The 18198-nt window shown below is 60.2% G+C and carries 16 protein-coding genes; 14 read left to right on the top strand and 2 right to left on the bottom strand.

Going from position 1 to position 18198, the window contains the following annotated elements:
- Positions 1-4 precede the first annotated feature (4 nt).
- From iolE to SO140_RS21475, 3 genes are all read left to right on the top strand, one after another.
- Positions 5-904, top strand: coding sequence for a myo-inosose-2 dehydratase (iolE, locus tag SO140_RS21465; RefSeq protein WP_449384413.1), 900 nt, complete (start codon positions 5-7; stop codon positions 902-904).
- A gap of 97 nt (positions 905-1001) precedes the next feature.
- Positions 1002-1976: a Gfo/Idh/MocA family oxidoreductase gene (locus SO140_RS21470; RefSeq protein ID WP_449384414.1), complete on the top strand. Its 975-nt coding sequence runs from the start codon at positions 1002-1004 to the stop codon at positions 1974-1976.
- Between the two features lie 70 nt (positions 1977-2046).
- A complete protein-coding gene (locus SO140_RS21475; protein WP_449384415.1) occupies positions 2047-3117 on the top strand; it encodes a Gfo/Idh/MocA family protein in 1071 nt (356 codons plus the stop codon).
- A 162-nt stretch (positions 3118-3279) separates the two neighbouring features.
- On the opposite strand, the gene SO140_RS21480 is transcribed toward SO140_RS21475, so the two are convergent.
- Complete coding sequence (locus SO140_RS21480) at positions 3280-4152, bottom strand: MurR/RpiR family transcriptional regulator (protein ID WP_449384416.1); 873 nt, start codon at positions 4150-4152, stop codon at positions 3280-3282.
- 283 nt (positions 4153-4435) lie between these two features.
- Between SO140_RS21480 and iolG the strand changes: the two genes are divergently transcribed.
- The 5 genes from iolG (at position 4436) to SO140_RS21505 (ending at position 9515) form a co-directional block, all read left to right on the top strand.
- Positions 4436-5443 (top strand): inositol 2-dehydrogenase, encoded by a 1008-nt coding sequence (gene iolG / locus SO140_RS21485; protein WP_449384417.1) that lies wholly within the window; start codon positions 4436-4438, stop codon positions 5441-5443.
- A gap of 118 nt (positions 5444-5561) precedes the next feature.
- The gene (locus SO140_RS21490) at positions 5562-6371 is read left to right on the top strand and encodes an SDR family oxidoreductase (RefSeq protein ID WP_449379897.1); all 810 of its coding nucleotides are present in this window, start codon (positions 5562-5564) and stop codon (positions 6369-6371) included.
- Positions 6372-6576: 205 nt separating this feature from the next.
- Entirely contained in the window at positions 6577-7362 is a 786-nt protein-coding gene (locus SO140_RS21495; protein WP_449379898.1) for an ATP-binding cassette domain-containing protein, read from the top strand.
- Complete coding sequence (locus SO140_RS21500; protein ID WP_449379899.1) at positions 7352-8455, top strand: ABC transporter permease; 1104 nt, start codon at positions 7352-7354, stop codon at positions 8453-8455. Before SO140_RS21495 ends, SO140_RS21500 begins: the two co-directional genes overlap by 11 nt.
- Positions 8456-8510: 55 nt before the next feature.
- Positions 8511-9515: a substrate-binding domain-containing protein gene (locus SO140_RS21505; protein ID WP_449379900.1), complete on the top strand. Its 1005-nt coding sequence runs from the start codon at positions 8511-8513 to the stop codon at positions 9513-9515.
- Between the two features lie 128 nt (positions 9516-9643).
- On the opposite strand, the gene SO140_RS21510 is transcribed toward SO140_RS21505, so the two are convergent.
- Complete coding sequence (locus tag SO140_RS21510) at positions 9644-10282, bottom strand: TetR/AcrR family transcriptional regulator (RefSeq protein WP_449379901.1); 639 nt, start codon at positions 10280-10282, stop codon at positions 9644-9646.
- A gap of 324 nt (positions 10283-10606) precedes the next feature.
- On the opposite strand from SO140_RS21510, the gene SO140_RS21515 reads away from it, so the two are divergent.
- The 6 genes from SO140_RS21515 (at position 10607) to SO140_RS21540 (ending at position 18187) form a co-directional block, all read left to right on the top strand.
- Positions 10607-11410, top strand: a complete 804-nt coding sequence (locus SO140_RS21515) for an SDR family NAD(P)-dependent oxidoreductase (protein ID WP_449379902.1) — start codon at positions 10607-10609, stop codon at positions 11408-11410.
- A 132-nt stretch (positions 11411-11542) separates the two neighbouring features.
- Entirely contained in the window at positions 11543-12664 is a 1122-nt protein-coding gene (locus SO140_RS21520) for a DUF5938 domain-containing protein (RefSeq protein ID WP_449379903.1), read from the top strand.
- Between the two features lie 56 nt (positions 12665-12720).
- Entirely contained in the window at positions 12721-13944 is a 1224-nt protein-coding gene (locus SO140_RS21525) for an AMP-binding protein (RefSeq protein ID WP_498543081.1), read from the top strand.
- Positions 13941-14252: an AMP-binding enzyme gene (locus tag SO140_RS21530; RefSeq protein WP_498543082.1), complete on the top strand. Its 312-nt coding sequence runs from the start codon at positions 13941-13943 to the stop codon at positions 14250-14252. The genes SO140_RS21525 and SO140_RS21530 overlap by 4 nt, the downstream gene beginning before the upstream one ends.
- A gap of 132 nt (positions 14253-14384) precedes the next feature.
- A complete protein-coding gene (locus tag SO140_RS21535) occupies positions 14385-14888 on the top strand; it encodes a hypothetical protein (protein WP_449379905.1) in 504 nt (167 codons plus the stop codon).
- Positions 14889-15082: 194 nt separating this feature from the next.
- Entirely contained in the window at positions 15083-18187 is a 3105-nt protein-coding gene (locus tag SO140_RS21540; protein WP_449379987.1) for a DEAD/DEAH box helicase, read from the top strand.
- Positions 18188-18198 lie beyond the last annotated feature (11 nt).

The raw sequence follows: 18198 nt of genomic DNA on the forward strand, positions 1-18198 counted from the left end.
AGCCATGAAGGCGAAACTTGGAATTGCCCCCATTGCCTGGTGGAATGACGATCTTGCAGAGCTGTCCGATGACGTGAGTCTGGAGGAGTGCTTGCGCCAGGCGAGTGTTGCCGGTTTTACGGGAATGGAGACTGGGCGGCGCTTCCCCATGAATATGCAAGAACTCGGGCCGATACTCGCCCGGTTCGGCATTTCCGTCTGCGGCGGCTGGTTCTCTGGCCTTCTGCTCGACGGTGACATCGAGCGGGAAAAGGATCGCATTCGCGCCCAGATGGATTTCTTCATTGCGGCCAAGGCGCCCTGCATCGTCTACGGCGAAACTGCGCGTTCGATCCAGGGCATTCGCTCCGCACCTCTCGATACCAAACCCAGGCTTTCGGACGAGGAGATGAAGTCCTATGGACGCAAGATGACGGTTTTCGCCGAGTGGTGTGCCGGCCAGGGAATGCCGATCGCTTACCATCACCACATGGCTGCGGCGATCGAGACCGAAGCTGAACTCGACCTGCTCATGGCGAATTCTGGTGAGGCGTTACCGCTGTTGTTCGATGCTGGCCATATGGCTTTTTCCGGCGGCAATGTTTTGCGTGTCATCGACAAACATCATTCCCGCATCAGCCATGTGCATACCAAGGACATCCGCAGCAACGTCATCGACAAGCTTGACCGAAGGCGGGAGAGCTTCCTCGACGCGGTGGTGAAAGGAGCGTTCACCGTTCCGGGAGACGGCTCGCTCGACTTTGCCGCGATTATCGCCCACCTCTCGTCCTACGGCTACGAGGGGTGGTTCGTGGTCGAGGCAGAGCAGGATCCGAAGATTAGCCCGCCGCTCGCCATGGCCAAGAAAGGCCACGTGGAACTGATGCGCTTGATGGCGCTCGCTGGATACGAGGTCGTGCAATGAACCGCACGGATCGGGTGTCGCCGTACCCGAGGAAGCGCTCGGGTCTCGCGCTGCCCCGGCGGGGTCATCCTTGCGCGAAGTCGCGAGGGAAGATGAAATGAGCATTGGGATAGGAGTCATCGGCACAGGTGTAATGGGCGCCGAGCATGCTCGGATACTCCGACACGAGACCCCCGGTGCTCATCTTGCCGGGATTTTTGACGCCGACGCGGCTCGGGCGCAGGCCGTGGCCTCTGGAGCAACCGTCTTTTCGGATCCTCAATCGCTAATCGCATCGGATCAGATCGACGCTATAGTGATTGCATCTCCCGATGCCACACACGCGGCGCTAACACTTGCCTGCATTAGGGCGGGGAAGCCTGTTCTCTGCGAAAAGCCCTTGGCGTCTTCGGCAGCGGATGCCCTGGACGTGGTGCAGGCCGAAGTCACATTGGGTTGCAGACTCATCCAGGTCGGATACATGCGCCGGTTTGACCCCGGCTATCGGGAGATCAAGCGCGTCAAAGGTACCGGTGAACTGGGCGGATCCGTGTTGTTGCACAACGTGCACCGAAACGTTCGCGCGCCGGAGTGGTTCAATGGTTCGATGGCCATCACGAATTCGTTCGTCCACGAGATCGACATCAGCCGTTGGCTTTTGGGGTCGGAGATGGTTTCTGTGCACGTGGAGGCGGGGCCTGGCGGCGAACCGCTCATGATCACGATGAAAACCGACAAGGATGAGATCGTTTCGACCGAGGTGTTCGTGAACGCCAGCTACGGCTATCACGTCCATGTCGAACTGGTCGGGCGGCAAGGCACGGTGGCGCTGGCTCCGGCATCGCTTACGCTCGTGAACAGAGACAGATCCGGTGGTCATTCGTATCCGGACAATTGGGTGCCGCGGTTTGAGGAGGCCTACCGCAGGCAGATGGCTGAATGGGTCAGCGCTGTAAAGACTGGAGTGTCGGTCGGCGCGAGTGCATGGGACGGCTATGTCGCCTCGGCCATCGCAGAGCAAGTCGCTGAGGCGCTTGCCGGAAATGGCGTAGCAACCCTGAAATATGGACCGCGTCCTGCGCTGTACGACTGACAGAAGCGAACGAGGCAGGAGGGAACCGGCCCCGCACGCGAACCAGCGTGAACTCTGGAGGGGAAATGTGATGATCAAGTATGCAGTTGTAGGCGCGGGCTGGATCTCGCAACAAGCTTTTTTACCGGGTGTCGGACAGTCCAAAAACTCAAGGGTTACCGCGATCGTGACCGGCGATCGGGACAAGGCCGCCCGTTTGGCAGATTTCTATGGTGTTGGCCAGATCGTCGACTATGACGGATACGATGCCCTTTTGAGAGGCTCTGACGTCGACGCGGTGTATATTGCTCTGCCCAACCACTTGCATGCGGATTACGCTATTCGCGCGGCTCGAGCCGGCAAGCACGTCCTGGTCGAGAAGCCGCTAGCAACGAGCGAACAAGATGCTCTCGCCATGATCGCTGCAGCACGCGAAGCCGGCGTGTTTCTGATGACCGCGTACAGGCTTCACAACGAACCCGGAACTGTCGCGGCCCTCGAACACATCCGTAACGACGCGATCGGTCGACCGCTCTTCTTTCAATCGGTTTTCAGTTTCCAGGCTGCGGCAGGGAACCACAGACTCAAAGCTGCGAGTTGGGGTGGACCGCTCCAGGACATCGGTGTCTATTGCGTCAATGCAGCTCGTCATATCTTTGCCGAAGAGCCAATCGAGGCCATGGCAATGGTGCATCGACCAAACGATGACCCCCGTTTTCGCGAGGTGGAAGCGTCGGTCGCGGCCTTGCTGCGTTTTCCGTCGGGCGGTTTGGCGCAATTCGTCGCCAGCTTCGGAGCGGCCGCCGTCGACGCTTATAGGGTGATTGGAACGTTGGGCGATCTCGAACTCGATCCTGGCTTCAGGTTCGAGACTGCAACAAGACTACGCCTGTGCCGCGACGGTGAGGTCCGTGAAACCCAGTTTCCGCAAATCGACCATTTTGGCGCGCAGGTCGAATATTTTTCAGATTGCATCAAGGCCGGAACGCCTCCCGAGGCTGATGGCGAGGAGGGGTTGGCGGACTTGCGCGCACTGCTCGCAATTGAAACGGCCGCCCTGACCGGACAACCGCAAACCATCACATCCCGTCCACGTGCTCGCCATCCAACGCCCGACATGGTGCGAGTTACCCCTGTAACCGATCGACGGCTGGTTTTCTGACGCGCTACTGCCTATACGGCGCATCGCCGGAAGCGAGGCTGGAAAGGGTGTCGGGCCGATCCACCGCGCGGTGCCAAGAACTAATCGGTTCGAGCTACGTCGCCCGAGGTCGTCGTACGACGTTCGTGCAATTGACCAAAGCGTAAGCCAGTTCGAGTTGTTCTACTGACCAGTAACCGTTGGAATCCGCGGATTGACGTCGTTCTTCTGTAGTCGCGCTGCCAGCGCTATCGTCAAAGCCTGGGCAAGGCACATAGGAGCGGCAAGTGAACGCGAAAACGTGTATTCATGCTCCGGAACCGCGAACAGAACGCGGGCGCTCTTTGCCAGCGGAGACAGCGTGCTGTCCGATATCGCGATGATGGGAATTCGATCGCGCCCGGCTTCCTCCACGACGTTGACGACCTCGTTTGCGTAGAATCGGAACGACACCGCCAGGAGCACGTCTTTCTTGCGGATCGTGCGCGCTATGTGGGTCGCGAGTCCGCCGCTCGCGTCGAGCAATACGCAGCGTTTGCCCAGCATGGTCAATATGTAGCGAAGGAATTCAACTACGGGCGCGGCACGCAGTTGGCCGATCAGAAATACCGAGTCGGCTCTTTCAAGGAGGTTTACCGCTTCCGAGAGCGCTTTTGGGGAAATGTCCGCGAGCATGTCCTGAAGGGAGGCAATATCACGCACGACCAGGTCCCGCAGGAAGCCAACTTCGCTACGATCGGCGCGGGCGCCCAACTCGATTTCCAGAGCTTTGATGCGCGCTTCGAAACCGGGGGCGGCGGTCGACAAGCGCCGTTGAAATAACGCCTGAAGCTCCTTGAAGCCTTCATAGCCAAGCGACTGGGCGAAGCGTACGAAGCTTGAAGCGTGGATGCCGCAGCGATCGGCAATGGCGTTTACCGACAGGACCGCGACATCATTCGGGTTCTGGGTCAGATAAACGGCTATCTTTTGATAGGACTTGCTCATGCCATCGTGGCGATCGTGGATGACACGGATCAATTCCTCATAATCTTCCGGTGTCTTCACGTCCTGCATGAATGTGCTCTCACAATTGGCTTTATCGTGCGCAGATGCCGACATCTGCGCGCTCGTTCGGAAGGTCTTCCTCCCTAAAGTCCGCAGCGCAAGGCATCTGTGTAGGTCAAGATCCAGCAATACAGCCTGGCCGCTCGACGAACGGGCTAAAGACCTCTTACGCGCTCTCGCATCACCATCCCTGGCGGCGGAGCGGAATCGCCGCCAGCGAACAATTATTGACACTTTTGCATATTTGCAATAACTCTTGCAAGCAAATCGAACGTGCGTGGGATGGGAGGAAATGGTGGCGATCAAATTCGCATTGCTCGGGTGCGGGCGCATTGGTGTCTTGCATGCCCGGAATCTTGCGAAGGCGGATGGAGCGCGCCTGGAGACGGTATTCGATCCGAACACAGCTGCCGCCGAAGCGGTCGCCAGAGTGCATGGCTGCGGGGTATCCGTAAGCGTGGAAGATGCGATTGGTAAGGCCGACGCGGTTCTCATTGCGACATCGACTGCCACCCATGCCGATTTGATCGAGCTGGTGGCAAAGGCCGACAAGGCGATTTTGTGTGAGAAGCCGATCGATCTCAGTCTCGATCGGGTGCGAGCGTGCCGCGAGGCGATTGAACACTGCAACGTACCAATTCAGATTGGCTTCAATCGCCGCTTTGATCCCGGGCACCGTGCCGCGCGCGACGCCTGCGCTACGGGCAAAATCGGTAAGCTTGAGCAGGTCGTCATCACGTCGCGCGATCCAGGGCTGCCGCCGCGAAGTTACACCGCCGTCTCGGGCGGTATCTTCCGTGATATGACGATCCATGATTTTGATGTGGCGCGCTTCATGTTGAACGATGAACCGACCGAGGTGTTCGCAACCGGCAGCACGCTTGTTGATCCCACCATTGGATCTGATTTTGGCGACTTCGACTCCATCATGGTGGTCATGCGCACTGCTGATGGAAAGCTGTGCCATATCAACAACTCTCGACGCGCGACCTTCGGCTATGATCAGCGGATCGAGCTGTTTGGCAGCGAGGGGATGGTCATCTCCGACAATAAGAAGGCGCACGAGCTGAAGTGTTACAGCGCGACCACGACTGATGCGGCCGAGCCCTACCTCAACTTCTTTATCGAGCGCTACGCGGAGGCCTACGAAGCCGAGATCGCCGCATTCATTGCCGCCATTCGCGATGGTCGGCCGACCCAGGCGACTTTCGACGACGGTTACCGCGCGCTCATGCTCGCGGAGGCTGCCATCGAATCTGCCAGGACTGGCAAGAAGGTCGAGGTCCGCGATATCGCATGACATTGAACGGGACGTGCTTGCGGGCGTCGAGCCGCACTAGGGTCAAACTACGCAAGGTCGCGTTTCAGGGCGAAACAGATAGGCTGAGAGCGTCCGCACCGATTGTTGGAGAGCTTGCATGACTTCGATGCATGGAAAGATCGCAATTGTCACGGGCGGCACGCAGGGGCTCGGTGCGGCCATCGCTAAACTCTTCACCGAGCGCGGCGCCAAGGGCATCGTAACGTGCGGGCGCGACGAGACGAAGGGACAGGCAAAGGCCGATGCGATTGCCGCAGCCACCGGCGCAGAAGTCGTATTTGTGCGCGCTGACCTCACAAAGATCGAGGACTGCGCCAAAGTCGTGGCTGAGGCCGACAGGGTGTTCGGGCGCGTCGACGTCCTGGTGAACGCCGCTGGTGACACAAGCCGCGGCACGATCGTCGATACAAGCCCCGAACTGTTTGACAAGATCTTCGCCGTCAACACGCGTGCACCCTTTTTCTTGATGCAGCACACGATCAAGCTCATGCGCCGCGACAAAGTGCAGGGCACGATCGTCAACGTCTCTTCAATGTCGGCGATGGGTGGCCAATCCTTCATTGCCGCTTATTGCGCATCGAAAGGCGCGCTCGACACGCTGACGCGAAATACGGCCCATGCGCTGCTCCGCAACCGCATCCGCGTGAATGGTCTCAATATTGGCTGGATGGCCTCGGAAGGCGAATTCAACACGCAGCAGGTCTACCATGGCCGCTCTGCGGAGTGGCTCGAGGAGGTCGCCGGGCGACAGCCCTTCGGCCGATTGCTCGATCCCATCGAGGTTGCGCGGGCCGTTGCGTTCCTGTCCTGCGATGAGTCGGGAATGATGACGGGAGCCACGATCAACTTCGATCAAAGTATCTGGGGCGCCTACGATACATCACCGCACCCGGAAGCGCCGCTTTGAGCAATTCCGCCATGGCTTGTCCCCGTAAGGGGCGGGCGCGGCTACGGCGTCGCGTGGAGCAAGCAGGACGTCGTCTCTCACACCTCCGATTTCCACGCTTTCGGGTCGAGCCGTAATGATTGTCCATGCGAGGGCGCCGTCCACCACATGAAATAGACGTTGCGAGATTGCTGCTTGTGCAATATTAATTGCGTAGATCGGGGAGGTGAAGCGGCCGGATAGAGCTGCCACCGCACGATGGAGGGAACGCGTGGCTTTACTTGATGTGCGAAGCATCTCGAAGAGCTTCGGTGCCATTCGGGCACTGCACGACGTCAGCTTTTCGGTCGATGCAGGGGAGGTGGTCGGCCTGATGGGCGACAACGGCGCCGGCAAATCGACCATGGTGAAACTCATTGCCGGAAACTTCCCGCCTACGGAGGGCGCCATTGTCGTTGACGGCAAGGCATGCCATTTTCACAGGCCGATCGAGGCCCGGGCGGAAGGTATTGAGGTTGTCTATCAGGAGCTCGCGCTAGCCGACAATCTGACGGCCACGGAGAACGTTTTCCTCGGACGCGAAATCAAGAAAGGGTTCTGGCCGCTCCGCATCCTCGACAAGCAGTCCATGATCAGGCGTGCTGGCGAACTCTTTGACGAGCTCAAATCGGAAACGCGGCCCCGCGATCTCGTGAAGAAGATGTCGGGAGGGCAGCGGCAGGCTGTTGCGATAGCCCGGGCGCGGTTGTCCAATGCCAAGCTCGTCCTGATGGATGAGCCGACAGCGGCCATTTCCGTGCGACAGGTTGCCGAGGTGCTTGAACTGATCCGTCGGCTGAAATCTCGCGGAGTATCGGTGATGCTGATCAGTCACCGCATGCCCGACGTGTTTACTGTCTGCGATCGTATCATTGTGCTCCGGCGTGGCTCGAAGGTGGCCGACAAGGAAACCGCGACGACCTCGCCCGAGCAGATCACCGGCCTGATTACGGGGGCGATCCGTGAAGCCTAGTTCTGCCAAAGCGATAGAAGAAACACACGCCGCAATCAGCGATATCGTCAACATCCGCGAGCAGGGCGCCCTCCACCGCTTTATGACCAGTCAGGCATTCTGGGTGGCGGCTGCGCTCTTTGCTCTGGTGGTCTTCATGACCTGGTTGGAGCCGACCTTCGGCACCGCGGACAACGTGACGAACATCACGCGCAACTTCGCTCCGCTTGCGATCATGAGCCTCGGCATGACTGTGGTCATCATCACGGGAGGGATTGATCTGTCAGTCGGCTCGGTAATGGGGCTCGTTGCCATTGTCAGCGGACTGCTGCTGACCTGGCAGTATTCCTGGTACGTCGCCTTCGCGGCGGGGCTTTTGGCGGGACTAGCCTGCGGAGCCTTCAACGGCTTCTTCGTGGCCTATGTTGGCATGCCGTCCTTCGTCGTGACGCTCGGTATGCTGTCGATCGCGCGCTCGCTTGCCGTGGTGCTTTCCGGCAACCAGATGCTGTACAAGTTCGGTCCGGACGCGCCGATCGTCAGGGCAATTGGCCAGGCGAAATGGCCCCTGCATGCGCCGGCCGGCTGGGCCCCACACTGGATGCCAGAACTTTCTTCGCATTTTTGGGTGATGGTGATCCTTGCTCTGATCCTCGGCGCCGTCTTCGTCTTTACCGCGTGGGCCCGTCATCTCTATGCGATCGGCTCCAACGAGAGCGCTGCGCGCCTGACCGGCGTGTCAGTCGACTGGATCAAATTCCAGGCGTACGTGTTTTCGTCTTTCACGGCCTCGATCGCCTCGTTGCTGCTCCTCGGTTACAGCGGTTCGGCTATTAACGCGATGGGGACTGGCTACGAGCTTCGAGTCATCGCCGGCACCGTCATTGGCGGTGCCAACCTGATGGGTGGCTACGGAACTGCATTCGGTGCCGTGATAGGCTCGGCCTTCCTCGAGGTGATCCGCAACGCGCTTCTGATGGCCGGCATCGACTCGAACTGGCAGGGCGCTTTCGTTGGCATGTTCATCGTCATTGCCGTGCTTCTCGGCATGCAGACGAGCGGAACGTCGCTTGTTGCTACGATCCGCGAGTGGGTTGCCTGGAAGCGTAGTTAGAAATCCGATGGTAATAAGGTCGGAGACTTGGAATCAACAAAGAGGGAGGAGAAACGTGCATAAACATCTATTGATGGCCGCCGTGGCGTTTTCTGCGCTCATGGGAGGACAGGCCTACGCGCAGCAGAAGTTTACCTTTGCGCTCGTTCCCAAGAACATGAACAATCCGTTCTTCGATCAGGCGCGGGACGGCTGCAAGAAGGCGGAAACCGAGTCCAAGGGTGCCTTCCAATGCATGTATATCGGCCCCGGCGAGCATGGCGGCGGCGAGGAGCAGGTGCAGATCGTGCAGGACCTCGTCGCAAAGAAGGTGGACGGCATTGCCGTGTCCCCGTCCAACGCGGCTGCGATGGCGGTTGCGCTGCAGGCCGCCAAGAGTGCTGGCATTCCTGTGCTGACATGGGACTCGGATCTGCTACCCGAGAACAAGGACCTGCGCCTTGCCTATATCGGCACCCATAACTATGAGATCGGCGTCAACATCGCCAAGATCGTGCAGACCATCAAGCCGAAAGGCGGCACGATCTGCATCCAGTCCGGCGGCGCGGCAGCAGCCAATCACAACGAGCGCATGAAGGGCATCCGTGACACGCTGGCCGGCAAGGAGTCTGCCCAATCGCCCGGAGAACGATTGACCGGACAGAATGGCTGGAAGGAGATCGACGGGTGTCCGCTCTATACCAACGACGATTTCCCGCTGTCCGTGCAGCAATTCCAGGACACCATGGCAAAGAACCCGAGCCTGGACGCGTTCACGCCGACGGGCGGCTTCCCGCAATTCGTGCCGGACGCTAACCGCGCCGCGGTCGCGCCCTTCAAGGCCAAGATCGCCAACAAGGACTTGGCTTTGGTGGTCGCTGACACGCTGCCGGTTCAGATCGACCAGATGAAGGAGGGCCTGTCGCTCGGCCAGGTCGGACAGCGTCCGTTCGAGATGGGGTACAAGACCATGTTCGCGCTGAAGGACGTCAAGGAAGGCAAGGCTCCGCCTAAAGATCCGACCTATACCGGCCTCGACGTCTGCACAGCCAAGACCGTCGATACCTGCATCGCCAAGTAGTTCGTGCGTGACGGCAGCGGGCCAGAGAGCCTAGCCCGCTGCCCTTTCACAACGATGCGGCCGCGAGCCGTTTGGCCGTACCTGATCTTCTGACCATTCTTGGCGAGCTCTCGAACAACGCGAGCCGTTCAGCAAATGGTTGGAAGTAGTCGCCGAACCTCTTCCAGCAATTCGGGAACAGCGCTGTCGTCGTTCGACAGATACTTTAGCAGGGCATTCTGAAACAGCCCGTCGAACAGCGCATAGAGCACACCGGCAGAGACCGCTGGACGCTTGCCGCCGAGTTCCGCATACCGCGAGGCGATCCGCCAGATCATGTTTTCGAGGCTCTTGTCGATTTCGACGACGTCCTTGCGGAAGGCGTCCTCGAATAGAGCCTGGGCACGTAGATCGTACCAGAGGCGGTGCATGCGCGCCTCCTTGCGGAGGGTTTCGGCGAGCTTGGCAAGGAAGCCCTCCATGAGCTCCTCGCGAGTTTGCGCACTGGCGGTGACCTGATCGTAGCGGGTCACGCACTTGGCCTTGTAGTGGCTGACGCAGCAGCAGATCAGATCGGTCTTGTCACGGAAGTAGTAATGAAAGACCCCATGCGTAAACGCTGAATTCTGCGCGATTTCACGCAAGGAGGTACGTGCGTAGCCGAGTTCGCCCAGCGTCTCGAGCGCGGCTTCGGCGAGTTCGAGCCGGCGCGCATTGAACTTCTCCTCCTTGAGCGCCTCGGTCGCGTCCAAAACGCGCTTCCTTGCACTCGCCACCTGCTGCGCCATCGACGTCCGGTCCTCGTCCTGCTCTGCAGTCGGGGAGGCGAAGATGACTCGCCTCCGTCCAACATGGTCAGTTTACCTGCATCAAGAATTTTGACAATCGTCAAGCCACGCCTTGACAAGTGTAAAGGAATAACTGCACACTTGTAAAAATTATTTTTGACGATCGTCAAGAAAAGCAAAAAGCGACTTGGTGGAGGATAATCGAGCGGAAGCCCGTCTCGTTGATCGTCTGCTACTGCCCGCGAGCCGACGCGCGTGAGAGCGTCGCACCGAGAAAGCCCGCGATCGCCGCCCTGAATCAAAATAAGCAACGGAGGAGACGTCATGAGTGGGAAGACACTTGCTGGCAAAAAGGCCCTGGTGACCGGAGGCGCGCGGGGGATCGGCGCGGCGATTGCACAAGGCCTGGCAAATGCGGGCGCGGCCATCATGATCGCCGATATCCTCGAGGATGTCGGCAAGGACACTGCTGGGACGATCGCGAAATCGGGTGCGAAGACTGGATTTGTGAAGCTCGACGTCACCGACGATCAGCAATGGGAAAGGGCGGTGGCAACGACCGTTTCCGCGCTCGGCGGCTACGACATCCTCATCAACAATGCCGGGATCGAGATCACGTCGCTTGTCATCGATGTACGGGCCGAAGATCTGCGCCGCATGTGCGACGTGAACATCGTCGGGGTCGGGCTCGGTATGAAGCACGCGTTCCGCGCGATGCGTCCCGGCGGCGCAGCCGGGGCAGGCGGCGCGATCGTCAACATTGCCTCCGTCGCAGCCACCATCGCGTTTCCGGCCATCGCCGGGTACTCGGGGACCAAGTCTGCAGTCGATCGCATGACGCGGGTCGCGGCCATGGAGGCCGGCAAGCTTGGCTACGGCGTCAGAGTCAACTGCCTCTATCCGGGCCTGGTGGCGACCGACATGGGCATGAAGCTCGCCGGCGACATCGTGAAGGTCGGGCTCGCGCCGGATCCCAATGCCGCCGTCGCGTCAGTCGTCGAGCAGACCCCGCTCGGCCGGCTCGCGGAGGTCGGCGATATCGCTGACGCGGCTGTGTTCCTCTGCTCCAACGAGGCCCGCTTCATCACGGGAGCCGGGCTGCCGGTCGACGGCGGCATGGGCATGTAGTGCCGCTCGCTTCGTCCTGACCGACGTCGCCGGGGAGGCGCAATCGCCCTTCGGTACGAAGATGCTTGGCCAGGTCGCGGCCGGCTGAACTGCGATCCAAATCAAAACTCAAAATCATCTGGAGGATTCAACATGAGTGAGAAGCGCCCCGTCGTCGTCTATGGCGTGTCCGGCTACACCGGCCGGCTGGTCTGCGAATATCTGCGGGAATACAACATTCCCTTCATCGCCGCCGGCCGCGATGCCGCAAAGGTCAAGGCAGTGGTCGAGAAGATCCCCGGCATCGAGACCGCCGACTACGAAGTCGTCGGCGTCGAGCACAACGTCGAAGCGCTGACCAAGCTGTTCAGGGGCGCGAAGGTGGTGAGCAACATGGTCGGCCCGTTCATCAAATACGGCAATGAAGTCGTCGAGGCCTGCCTCAATGCAGGCTGCCACTACAGCGACACGACCGGCGAACAGGACTGGGTACTGAAGTGTCAGGAGACCTGGGGCGATAAATTCGCGGCAAGAAACCTGCTGCTCGCACCGAACATCGCGCAGATGTATACGACCGGCGAAATCGCCGCCAACATCTGTCTCGAACACCCCGGCCTCGACACGCTGGACATCCTCGTGTTCTGGAAGGGCCTCCCGACCTACGCCTCAACCCAGACGATCTTCACGATCCTGAAGGCGAACTGGTACTATCTCGAACAAAACAAGTTTGTCGAATGGGATGTCACCGCTCGGGCCGACGTCGTGGTGCCGGGTCAGCACGAAACCGCCATTGCGGTGCCGTGGGGCGGTACCGCGCATCCCGTTTGGTTCAAGAACGATCCGCGCGTCTCGAACTGCCGCGTGCTCGGCGGCGTGCTCGCGCGCCCCGTCATGGAGGGGGTGGTTCAGACCACCCAAATGGTCAAAGAGAAAATCAAACCGCTGCCGCCCGATCAGCAGGAGAGGGCTCTCGCAGACATCGCCGCGACCATTCAGGCGGCCATGCCGCCCCGAGAGAATCCACGCATCAACACCTCAATCGACTCCGTGTACGCCTCTGGCCCGCTTGGCCGCGCACACTGTGTTATCCACGGCAACTGCAACTACAAGCAGACCGGAATGTTGCAGGCCTATGCGGCGTTCTCACTGCTGCAGACTCCGCCGAAAAAGGTCGGCTTCGCGTCGGGTTGCCAGGCGTTCGGACATCGCGAATTGCTCGGCCAGCTGCGTAGCTTCGGCCTGGTGATGAACCCGATCCTGACTATCCATAATTGATGGTCCGGCCGGCGCGGCCTTGTCCGCGCCGGCCTCTCGTTCGCGCGGAGGCGGCCATGCGGCTGATCGACTATCTCGACAAGGGTGCCTCGCTGGGCGCGGACGCGCCATGCCTGACCATGGACGGTCGCGACCTGAGCTACGCAGACGTGCAGCGGTTGAGTTACCGGATCGCCCGCGGCCTTGTGCGCGCCGGTATCGCCGCCGGCGACAAGGTCGCGATCCTGTCGGGCAACGATCCGGTCGCGTTTGCGTGCGTGTTCGGCATTTCGCGCGCGGGCGCGGTCTGGTGTCCAGTCAATCCGCGCAACGAGGCGGCGGAGAACAAGCTCATCCTCGACGACTTCGACTGCAGCCTACTGTTGTTTCATTCCAGTTTCGCCGGGATGGTGGAGAAGATCCGCCCCAATCTGCCGAAGCTGCGGGTGATAGTGTGCCTCGACGCTGTATTGCCGTTCGCCCAATCGTTCGAGGCCTGGCTGTCCGATGACGCCGGATATTTTCAGCGCGCCCCGGTCGACGACCTCGTCATGTTGCCGGGCACCGGCGGCACCACCGGCAAGCCCAAGGGAGTGATGTTGTCGGGGCGGAACATCGAGACGATGACGGCGCTCACATTGATGAGCTATCCGTTCAAGGGGCGTCCGACCTACCTCGCCCTGGCGCCGTTGACGCATGCCGCGGGTGTGTTGTGCTTTCCCGTGATGGCGCTCGGCGGGCGGATCGTCATCATGCATCACCCCGATATTGGCGAATTCCTCGCCCTGATCGAGAGCCATCGCGTCACGCACACGTTTTTGCCGCCGACGGTGATATACATGCTGCTCGATCATCCGCAGCTCGACAGCGCGGAACTTGGCTCGCTGCAGTGCTTCTGGTACGGCGCGGCGCCGATCTCGGCCTCACGGCTGGCGGAAGCGCTGCAGCGCATCGGGCCGATGGCGCAGCTGTTCGGGCAGACCGAAGCACCGATGATGATCTCGACCATGGCGCCGGATGAGCATTTCAAGGCCGACGGTTCGATCGCCACCGAGCGGCTGTCGTCCGCGGGCCGTGTGAGCCCGCTCGTCCAGGTCGGCATCATGGATGGCGACGGCAATCTCCTGCCGAGCGGGCAACGCGGCGAGATCGTGGTGCGGGGTTCGCTGGTGATGGGCGGTACTACAAGAACCCCGAGGCCACCGCGGAAGCCTCGCTCCATGGCTGGCATCACACTGGCGACGTCGGCTACCTCGATGCCGACAACTTCCTCTATATTGTCGATCGCGCCAAGGACATGATAATCACCGGCGGCTTCAACGTCTATTCCGTCGAGGTCGAAAACGCGCTGCGGGCGATCGAGAGTATCCAGGACTGTGCCGTCGTAGGTCTACCCGATTCCAAGTGGGGCGAGCGCGTGGTTGCGGTAGTTCAGCCGAGACCTGGCCAAAGCGTCGATGCTGCCGCCGTTACCGCCTTCGTCAAGGCTCGCATCGGCAGCGTCAAGACGCCGAAGCAGATCGAGGTCTGGAGCGACCTGCCACGTTCCAAGGTTGGCAAGGTGTTGAAGGCCGATGTGCGCGCCAGGCTGCTGCAAGGCCCGGGGTGAGCTGCGCTCACTCAAACGTGCCGACACTTGCATGTAAACCCGCGCTTTTGGTGCCACGAATTTGGTGGTGTGCAATTTCGTGCTTCCATTTGACTGTTTCTCCGGGATATATCGTCGCCGGAGAGCACGACAATGTTTCGAAGGCGGAAGAAAAGCTCGCGCGCGCGTGATGCGCAGCCTGTGCTGCAACCAACCGACCGGGACGATCGTTCCGGCAAGGACATCCAGGCGGGCATCGCTCAATTGAGAAACGTGCCGCGGGAGAAGCTCGCCGATGCGGTGTTTATGCTCTCGATGGCGGCAAAGCGACAAAGTGGGCTGATACGACAATCGATCAATGAACGCGCGAAAGCCGATTTCGATTTTGATCCGCCATCGAGTGGAGATCTGGCTGGCTACCTTGCAGAGGACACGGTTTCCACGTTGCGCCATCACCTAGCGGATGCGCCGACTCTCTTGGATCTCCTTTCTGATCGATCGCCTGCCGTTCACTTCACCGTCAATCAGAGAGGCGCCGTTTCAATGCTTGCTGCGTTGATCCGGGAGCAGCGCCTGGACGGCATTTTGGAGGGGCTCCGGCTTGCTGGCCTTCTGAACGAGTCCTCCAAAGATCGTCATGCAGGATTCGGTTCGTAAGGTCGGACAAAGCTGAGGGAACCTCTGCAAGAGATGGCATCGATCGAAAATTCGTGGCCATTAGCCTAAGCTGACTGCGAATCAACGACGGGATCAAAGTGGGTCGTTCCAGTAAAACGCGTGTTGCGGACCGCGCAAAGAAGCAAAAAAATCCTGCGCCGCGGACTGCGATCTCTTCTTCGTCCCCGCTCGGCATGTTGGCGCTCCATCTGCTGGCGCAATGGAGGAAATCCGCGCGCAATGGTCTTGTCTTTCTCGCCGAGAACGAGAACAGGGCCGAGCGGCTGGGTGCCATTATTCATGCACTCGATCCCTCGTGCGACGCGCTTGTTTTTCCGCGGCAGAATACGTTGCCGTTCGACCAGTTGGAGCCGTCGCATGAGATCGCAGGCAGACGCAGTTCGGTCTTAAGGCGCCTTGCGAAGCCCGAGAAGCCGATCCTGCTGGTGTCCACGGCGGAGGCCGTGATGGAGCGCCTGCCGATGCCGGCGAGTTGGTCCCGCCTGATTGAGCGTCTGAAAGTGGGTGCCGCTTTTTCCGAACAGCACCTTAAGTCGCGGCTTGAGGCACTCGGCTACGATCTCGATGACGAGGCGGACTACCCAGGCGGCGCGCTGTTTCACGGGAAGACATTCGAGATCTTTCCCGCCGGGGCACTTGGTCCATTTCGGGTGGAGCATTCCGGCCATGTCATACGTCGGATTTCGGCGTTCAATCCGGCAGAGCAAGAGGTTCTATTCGACGCGAAAGAGCTCATCATCGATCCCATGTCGGAGCGCCTTACATACGGGAGTAAGCGCAGCAAACGCTCCAATCTGTTCGATTATTGCGGGCGAGCCAGGTGGATTGCGGATGCTAAGGTTCCAGCGCACGCCGACGGCTGGTTGAGCACGATCGAGGAGGCGGCCTGTCGCGCGGACCGGGAGCGCGAATACCTTGGGAGGCGCGACTGGAAGCCGGCGACCAGGCGTATGCATGTGCTGCCCCCAAAGGCACCCTTCACTTCCACGCCGGACTTTTCGAAGCTGGCCTCGCCAAGGAAAGCGCTGCGAACATTCGTCGACGAAACGCGACGCGCTGGTTCGCGGCTCATGTTTGTTGCAGCGCTGGGAGAAGACCTGCGCATCATGGAGCGGATGAGCGGGGTCAAAGCCGAGCGCTTTTCTGGCTGGAGCGAGGCTGCGGTCGGATCCAATCGCGCAGCGGCGCTATTGGCCGACTTCGATACTGGATTTGTCGAATCTGGCCGGAAACCTCTTGTCGTCGTGACGGCAGCCGACGTGCTTGGCAGCCGGGCCCATCATCCACAACCCATGGCCAGAGCGTGGAATGCTGCCTTCGACCATGCTGATGTGCCGGAGGTGGGCTCAGTCGTGGTTCATCTGCAGCGAGGACTGGCTTTGCTCGAGGGGTTGCAGACGGTAGCAACTGGGGGTGTATCGTCGCGTGAGATGATCAGGCTCGCATTTGCAGGAGATGATGCCGCTCTCGTTCCGCCAGCCGACCTGTCCCTGATCTGGCCCTACGCGTCGGAACTCGGGGAGTTGACTCTGGACAAAGCCGACGGAAGCACATGGTGGGCGCGGCGCACCGAGGCGGAGCGCGAGCTTCAGCTTGCCGGCAAGCAGCTTGCGAAGCACATCAGCCAGCGACGTCGCCGGCGGGCCGCGAAACTCGTGCCGCCGGGTTCGATTTACGAGAGGTTTGTTGCGCGTTTTCCCTATTTTACGACGGTAGATCAGTCCAAGGCCATCCGGGACGTGCTGGATGATCTTGCCTCAGGTCACCCTATGGATCGAGTGATTTGCGGTGACGTCGGATTCGGCAAGACCGAGGTGGCTTTGCGTGCGGCGGCTGCAGTCGTGCTGTCCGGGAAGCAAGTGGCGGTGGCTGTACCGACGACCGTCTTGGCAAGACAGCATGTCGCGACCTTCCGCAAGCGTTTCGCTCCGTTCGGTATCGAGGTCGGAAGCCTGTCGCGAGGTGCCTCGACGTCCGAGGCAAGGGCAGCGAAGGAAGATCTCAAGAGCGGAAGACTGAAAATCGTTGTCGGAACGCAAGCTCTCACCTCGAAGGACGTGAAGTTCGCCGAGCTTGGCTTGGTTATTATCGATGAGGAACAGCATTTTGGCGCAGCGGAAAAGGCGAAGCTTTCAGCGCTGACCAAGGGCATCCATACCCTTTGGATGAGCGCCACGCCAATACCACGGACGCTCGCGGCAGGCTTGGCAGGCTTCAGAGATCTCAGCGTTATCGCCTCTCCGCCCGTTCATCGACTTCCGGTCGTCACGAAGATCGCTCCGCTTTCCGACGCTGCAATTGTCGCGGCGCTGTTGCGCGAACAGAGGCGCCATGGACAAAGCTTCTTGATTTGTCCGCGTATCCAGGATCTGGATCCGATGCTGGCGCGGGTACATTCGATGGCTCCGGATCTCCGCATAGTCTGCCTTCATGGCAAGCTATCCGCCGACCAAATGGACGACCGGATGATGAGCTTCGTCGAGGGCGCTGCGGACGTTTTGTTGGCGACCAACATCGTCGAAAGCGGTCTCGATATCCCGCGGGCCAACACGATCGTGGTCTGCTGGCCCGAAAGGTTCGGTCTGGCGCAACTCCATCAGCTCAGAGGAAGGGTTGGGCGCAGCGGGATACGCGCGTTTGCGCATTTGCTGACCGATACAGTCGCGGAGCGATCCGAGAAGCGACTGGCTGTTCTCGAGGAGTTCAGCAGACCCGGAGCGGGCTTTGCAATCAGCGCTCGCGATCTCGACCTGAGAGGAGCGGGGGATCTGCTTTCGGAGCGGCAGTCGGGCCATTTGCAGGTGTTCGGACCGGTGCTCTACAGCCACCTTCTCAAATTAGCCTCGGAGAAAGCAGATGACAGGGCTGCCGATCTGTGGGTGCCTGACCTAAATCTTCCCGTCGTCGACATGTTGCCGCCGGGCTACATACAGTCGGAGGCGGTCCGTCTGGAAATCTACGCTCGTGCCGCAAGGTGCCGAAGTGAGGACGAACTGGAAGATCTGAAGGAGGAAACCCTACGTCGCTTCGGCAAACTGCCATCGGCAGCCCGCGATTTCTTTGCCGCTGCAAAGCTCAGGATCGACTGCAGGCGACGGGGTATCGTAAGACTGGACGTGGGACCGGAGGCGGTAGCCGCGACTTTCCTGCCGGGACGACTCCGGAAGTCCAGGGCGCGATCGCTGCAACGCGACGGGGATCGGGTTGTCTACGCAAGCAAGGATCACGAGGGGGCGTTGAGAAAGGTCGAAGAGTTTCTCGACGCTCTGGATGAGTGATCGCGGCGTCG

The organism is Bradyrhizobium sp. UFLA05-108, assembly GCF_059803455.1.